This window comes from Terriglobia bacterium, assembly GCA_036496425.1.
In the GTDB taxonomy this organism is placed as follows: Bacteria; Acidobacteriota; Terriglobia; order 20CM-2-55-15; family 20CM-2-55-15; genus 20CM-2-55-15.
The window spans coordinates 1-6,529 of the sequence record DASXLG010000295.1; the positions used below are offsets into that span (position 1 = coordinate 1).

A 6,529-nucleotide genomic window follows, 5' to 3' on the forward strand; every position below is an offset into this window, starting at 1 on the left:
CCTTTCTGCCTGCCGTGGCCGCGGACTTCCCGGACCGTCATGCCCAGTACCTTGAGTTTGATCAGGGCTTCCTGGATCTCCTCCAGCTTTTCATGCCGGACGATTGCGGTGATCAGTTTCATCGGCTCAGCATAAACCACATCGCAGAAACATCATAGCGGTGAGGTATTCTAAGCCCGATGTCCCGAAGGATTTCATTCAAGATCAGCCTGCCGGCCGCTCTGGGGGCGGTTTTCCTGATCACGCTGGTCTTCAGACAGATCGTGGCCGTCAACGCGACGACCGTGGGCTTTGTCTATCTGATTTCGATTCTTCTGATCGCGGCCTGGTGCGGAATCGTCGAGTCGGTTGTGGCGTCGCTTGCCGCGACGGTTTGTTTCAACTATTTCTTTCTGCCTCCGGTAGGCGCCTGGACCATTTCCGATCCGGAGAATTGGGCCGCGTTATTTGCGTTTCTGTTCAGCGGCCTCATCGCGAGCGAACTGTCCCGGAGGGGGCGGCGGCGTGGAATGGAGATGGAGCGGCTTTATTCGCTGAGCCGGACCATCATGATGATGGATGAAACGCAGCCGATCGGTGAGCAGCTCGCGCGCGAGCTCGCCCGAATTTGCGAGATTCCTGCGGTGGCGATCTATGACTGCCGCACGGATGCCGTGTTTATCGGCGGCGCCGACAGTATTTTCAATGTTGAATCCCGCTTGAAAGGCGCCTCCATCGATGGAAGGCAATCCAGAGATGAGAACATCGATACGCTGTTTGCCCCGATCAGCCGCGGGGGACAAAAGACGGGCAGTATTGCCATTCAGGGAGGCGTACTGGCCGGCACGGCCCTGCAGGCAGTGCTGAACCTCGTCGGTATCGCCCTTGAAAATGCCGGCAGCCGTGATATTGCCACCCGTTCACAGGCCGCCCGGCAAAGCCAGGAATTCAAATCCACCCTGCTGGATGGCCTTGCTCATGAATTCAAAACCCCTCTGACGTCGATCCGCGCCGCGACGACGGCGATGCTGGCATCGAATATATCGAGTCCCGCGCGCCGCGAGCTGACGTTGATCGTGGACCAGGAAGTCGACCGGTTGGGCCGTCTGGTAACGGAAGCGACACGCATTGCCCGTATCGAAGCCGGACATATTCAGATCAACCGGCAGTGGATTTCGATCGGAAGCGTCATCGAGCACCTTGTCAGCGAGACGGAGGTGCAGCGTGACGGCCGTTGCCTGGATGTGCTCGGAGTTACGGATCTCCCGCCCGTCTTTATCGACGGCGAGTTGATTCAGCTGGCTCTCCGGCAGCTCGTCGACAATGCGCTGAAGTATTCCTTGCGCGGATCGGCCATCGGGATTTCCTCACGATTGAGCGCTGGGAATCTTCTGATTTCGGTGCACAATCAGGGTGAGCCCCTGTCCGATCTGGAGCGCTCGCGCATTTTCGACAAGTTTTACCGCGGTCAGAATGTCCGGCACCTGGTTGCAGGAACAGGAATGGGGCTGCCGGTGGCGCGGGAGATTCTGATGGCTCACGGCGGTGACATTGCTCTCGCCGGCAGCGATCGAAACGGCACGGAATTCGTGATGACGATTCCGGCCGGCTGAGCGTAAATATGGCCGTTGCGACAATTCTGGTCGTCGATGATGACCCTCAGATCCGGCGCGTGCTTCACACGGCATTGACTGAACACGGATATGGGGCGGCGGACGCGCGCAACGGCGAAGAAGCGCTCGAGAAAATGCGCGATGAAAAGCCCGCGCTGATCGTTCTCGATGTGAATATGCCCGGCATGAACGGTCTCGAGACGTGCCGGAGAATCCGTGCGACATCCAATGTTCCGATCATCATGCTGACCGTCCGCGACGCGGAAACCGATAAAATCGCAGCTCTCGACGCAGGCGCCGACGACTACGTTACCAAGCCGTTCAGCTCTCCGGAGCTGCTCGCGCGAATTCGCGCCGCACTCCGGCGAGCGACGAACTTCTCGAAGGAAATGCAGGTCATTCAATTCGATAACGTCGAAATCAATTTCAACCTGCGCCGGGTCTATGTGGGAAGCCGGGAGGCGAGATTAACCCCCAAGGAATTCGATCTTCTTCAATATATGGTGGCTCATGCGAACGTGCCGATTCCGCATACGGAGTTGCTGCAGTCGGTGTGGGGTGAAGAACACGCCGATGAGGTCGAGCATCTGCGTGTGTTCATCAACCAGCTTCGCAAGAAGATCGAGAGGAATCCTTCAAATCCGAAATACCTCATCACCGAGCCGTGGATCGGTTACCGCCTCCGCCTGCCGCAATGAATGACCTAATGATGGTGTCCCTGCCGGCTCAGAAGAAACCATAAGAGAAAAAACATCACGATCGGAATCAGTCCAATGATCACGTACATCCGGATCTGGCGAATTCTTCTTTTCCACGGTTTCGAGCGCCGCAGCCGTTGATGGCGGTGGGTGATGTGAACAGATTCCGGCGCGTCGAGTTCGGCCTTCATTGCGGACGCCGAATGATAGCGCTTGAACGGATCCCGCTCCATGGCGTGCAGCACGATTTCCTCGACTTGCGGCGGAATCTCCGAGTTGATGCCGCGCGGCGCCGGCGGATCGCCCTCCAGCCGTGAGTTCATCACGGCATACACGTTCGGACCTTGAAACGGAACCTGCCCCGTGAGCATCTCATACAGGATCGCGCCGAGGCTGTAGATGTCTGTGCGCTGGTCGCCGCGCTTTCCCTTGATCTGTTCCGGCGCCATGTAGTCCGGTGTTCCCATCGTCGGGGAGAAGCCGCCGAAGGTGATCCTCCGCATCGCTTCGGTCTTGGCGATGCCGAAGTCCATGATGCGAAGCGATCCATCGTCGCACAGCATGACGTTGGACGGCTTCATATCCCGGTGGATCACACCATGATGGTGCATGTAATCCAACGCACCGCAGAGACGGCTGGCGATTTTCAACGTGTCGGCGATCGGCAGGATTCCGACCGTCTGCATGAGGCGTTCGAGAGTCTGCCCTTTGACGAATTCCATGACTATATAAGGGCGGCTCTTCTGCTCGACAGGGATGATCTTGAGAATTCCCGGGTGATCGAGAGCCTTACCGATCTCCTCTTCCCGCTCGAATCTCGAATAGAACGCAGGATCGGCTTCCAGATTCATCAACGGCACTTTCACTGCGACAGGCTCTGCGGTCTTTCTGTCGAGCGCTTTGAAGACCGTGCTCATCGCGCTGCGGTGAATCGGTTCCACGATTTCGAACCGGTCATCCAGGACCTGGCCGACTTCGACTTCGGACGTCACATGGGTGGAGCTTTCGGTTTTGGTATCCGGATACAGGGCTGAGAGTCCCCGATAGAAGGCAGTCTGCTTCACCTCCTCGACACGGATCACCTGAACGGAGATGTTGTCTTCCGCGCCGCGGCTTTCCGCCGTCGAGATCAGATATTCGCAGGCAGCCGCGGGCTCCATGCGGCGCATCACGTCGGCGATCTCATGCTCCATGAAGAGCGTGTGAAGACCGTCGGAACACAGAATAATGCAGTCCCTGTTCATGAGACTCGACTTTGAGAAATCCATCTGGACGATGGGATTCTGGCCGAGAGAACGCGTCAGAACGGAACGCAGCTCGCTGGACATCGCCTCTTCCTGGGAAATCAGGCCGAGCTTGCGCTGCATTTCGACGTAGGTGTGATCCGAGGTCAGCTTCTTTACCGTGCCGCTGCGCACCAGGTAGACGCGGCAATCCCCGACGTGGCCGATGTTCACTTCCTTATTCCGGAAGATGCAGGCGCTTAGTGTGGTTCCCATGCGCCGCTGCTCGGACTCGACGCCGAAGTTGTAGATGTCGAGATTCGCTTCTTTGAAGATCTGCTCGAGAATCTGGTTGGGTTTGCTGCCTCGTGAAGCCGTCTTGAAAGTGTTGAGAGCGATGTCGATCGCCATCCGGCTGGCGATTTCACCGGAGCTCAGGCCTCCGACGCCATCCGCTACCGCGGCAAGCGAGCCATGGACGAGCCTTTCGTCTTCATTTTCGGGTTGCCAGAATCCGATGGAGTCTTCGTTGTGATGACGAACCGGGCCCGTCGAGGAGAGTTCTGCAAATATCAGCTTCAAGTGGCTATTGTAACTGAGGGGGGTCGCACCCCGGAATTCCTGAACTGCGGAATTCCGGCGTGCGACCCCCCTCCCGTCTGGTTACACTTTCACTTTTTGAGGCGCCGAGACGTAGAGCTCTTTGCCTTTCCTCGAACTCGCGCTCTTGAAGTAAATCAAGCCGTAGATACCCCATAGCGCGCATATGCCCAGCGCAACATACGGTTCATGCCAGCTCATGCCGCTGACCATGAACGGACCGATCAGGTAGAACAACATACACATCAGGTTCGCGGCAACACCGAAGATCGGTATGAACATGTGCTTGAACCCGTTGAAGGTGTGATGCTCTCTGAAAGCGACGATGGCGACTACGCACGTCATCATGTAAAGCAGGAACGTTCCGAAGTTGCTGACCAGCGTGATAACGACCGAGCTTTGCGGCAGTTTGGCGGCAAAGTCATGGCTGAAGAGTCCGAAGCTGTACCAGATGTTGTGCGGAAGAGCCCTGATCGTATCGTCGGTCTGCGCTCCCGGACCCGCAAAGTTGAACAGGATTGTCAGGATGCCGATGATCGCCGAAAGCGTAACCAGCGTCCAGATTGCCCGGTGAGGCGTCAGTTTCTCCCCGTGCAGCATGCCGAAATGCTCGGGCACTTCTTCGTCGCGGCCCATGGCGTAGGTGACGCGGGCGCCCGTGCTCATGCACGACAGCGTGGTGCCGACGAGAGCAAGAAACACCGTGAACGCCTGGACCAGCATGAACGCCTTGCCGGCCGCTGCGCTGCCGAACATCCATGTGCCCACAATGATCATCATGTCACCGATCGGCGCAGCCGAGCCCAGTGCATTCGAAAGCTGGTATCCGTTATGGAGGAAATAATTCGCTGCGAAATATTCGATTGCATAGCAGATGAGTCCCTGAACCAGCAGCGAGAGAACCACCGCTTTCGGGATATGGTTTTTCGGGTCCTTCGCCTCCTCGCCCATCGAGGTGACCGACTCGAAGCCGACCAGAATCAGAATCGCGATACAAGCCTGAATGAACACGTAATTGAAATTATGCGGCGCGACCACTGACCCTGGGGAACTGTGATACTGGAACTGGTCCACCATCACTTTAGGATTATCCGCCGAAGGTCCCTTTTGAATCGGCATGGAATAATCGACCGTGAAATCCTGCTCTTTTCCGTCCGGCCCTTTGGCGATCACAAAGTTGCCCTGCGCATCTTTGACGGGCTTCCCATCTTTATCCATGGCGATGACTTTGCTGATCGGCGCGCCGTTCGGATCGAGAGTGATGCCGACCGATCCCTGCGGATGGTTCATGCGATAACCGATGGCCATGAAGGAGAAGACGACCAGCGCAGTGATCTGGATCACGTTGATCGCTGTATTGACGGCCGTCGTGCCCGTCACGCCGCGGAAACAGATGTAGCCCACGGCGATGGCAAACAGCGGACAGAAGATGATCATGAACAGAGGGCTTGGGATGGATGCGCTGAAGGTGTCCGGCCAGATCTGTCCGAACATGTAGCCGACAACCAGAGCCGTCACGCCGACCATCAGGCCCGGATATACCCAGTAGTAAAGGTGGCTCGCCCAGCCGACCATGAACTTTGCGATTCGAGCGAACCGGTATGCTTTCGTCTTGCTCAGGAATGCCTGTTCGGCGAAGAAATAGGATGAACCCGCTCCGGGATACAGTTTCGACAGTTCTGCGTATGCGATCGCAGTCGCCAGGCAGAGCATCAGCGCTGCGAAAATGCCGAACCACATGCCCTGCGCTGCCATCGGCGCGCCGTACGAGGACTGAATGAAGAAGGTGAGCCACAGGAATGCGCCCGGCGCAATCAGCGCCATGGCGTTCATCGTCAGACCACCCAGGCCCAGTGTCGCCCTCGTGGTCGGCTTTTCGTTAGATGACATGTCGTACTCCTTTTGATTTTCGTTTGTTCTGAAATCCAAAAGGACGGCGTTGTCCAGGAAAGACCTGAGTTTTTCACCCAAAAACAAAAAAAGCCCTCAACCCGGATCCAACCGGATTGAAGACTTCGTAGTCTTTCCGCCATCGGCACTTCGTTGTGTCGAACTGCGGAATTTATAGACGAAGACGGGCGGTCCTGTCCATACATTTTTGTAGGTTAGTGTGAAGAATTTGCTAACGTCCCCCGCCGGCTAATCCACCCCGCTTACATCTCGTTGATATGAAACGCAATTAAGTTTGCTGTCCTCGCGGATGCAGCACGATTCCTTGAGCATCTTCGGCTACATGACGTCCCGTTCGCCGGTGCGGACGTTGTAGCCGTCTTCCACGTTCAACACAAACACACGCCCGTCGCCGATCTCGCCGGTGCGCGCCGTCGCGATGATGGTCTTGAGGATTTCGTTTGCGCGTTCGTCGGGAATGACAACTTCGATCTTGACCTTGGGAAGCAGGGTTACGCTGTACTCC

At 56.8% G+C, this 6,529-nt stretch carries 6 protein-coding genes; 2 read left to right on the forward strand and 4 right to left on the reverse strand.

All coding sequences use genetic code 11. The features are described 5' to 3' along the window. Positions 1 to 122: P-II family nitrogen regulator (locus tag VGK48_21320; protein ID HEY2383723.1), on the reverse strand; the 122-nt coding region annotated here is incomplete at its 3' end. A gap of 57 nt (positions 123 to 179) precedes the next feature. On the opposite strand from VGK48_21320, the gene VGK48_21325 reads away from it, so the two are divergent. Both VGK48_21325 and VGK48_21330 read left to right on the forward strand, forming a co-directional pair. Continuing rightward, entirely contained in the window at positions 180 to 1,592 is a 1,413-nt protein-coding gene (locus VGK48_21325) for a DUF4118 domain-containing protein (GenBank protein ID HEY2383724.1), read from the forward strand. 8 nt (positions 1,593 to 1,600) lie between these two features. Next, positions 1,601 to 2,290, forward strand: a complete 690-nt coding sequence (locus tag VGK48_21330; GenBank protein ID HEY2383725.1) for a response regulator transcription factor — start codon at positions 1,601 to 1,603, stop codon at positions 2,288 to 2,290. 5 nt (positions 2,291 to 2,295) lie between these two features. On the opposite strand, the gene VGK48_21335 is transcribed toward VGK48_21330, so the two are convergent. The 3 genes from VGK48_21335 to VGK48_21345 all read right to left on the reverse strand — a co-directional run. Continuing rightward, positions 2,296 to 4,095 carry a protein kinase gene (locus VGK48_21335; GenBank protein ID HEY2383726.1) on the reverse strand — a complete coding sequence of 600 codons (1,800 nt, stop codon included), beginning with the start codon at positions 4,093 to 4,095 and terminating at the stop codon, positions 2,296 to 2,298. An 81-nt stretch (positions 4,096 to 4,176) separates the two neighbouring features. Next, complete coding sequence (locus VGK48_21340; GenBank protein HEY2383727.1) at positions 4,177 to 6,003, reverse strand: APC family permease; 1,827 nt, start codon at positions 6,001 to 6,003, stop codon at positions 4,177 to 4,179. 339 nt (positions 6,004 to 6,342) lie between these two features. Further along, a partial coding sequence (locus tag VGK48_21345; protein HEY2383728.1) for a P-II family nitrogen regulator occupies positions 6,343 to 6,529 on the reverse strand: 187 nt, incomplete at its 5' end.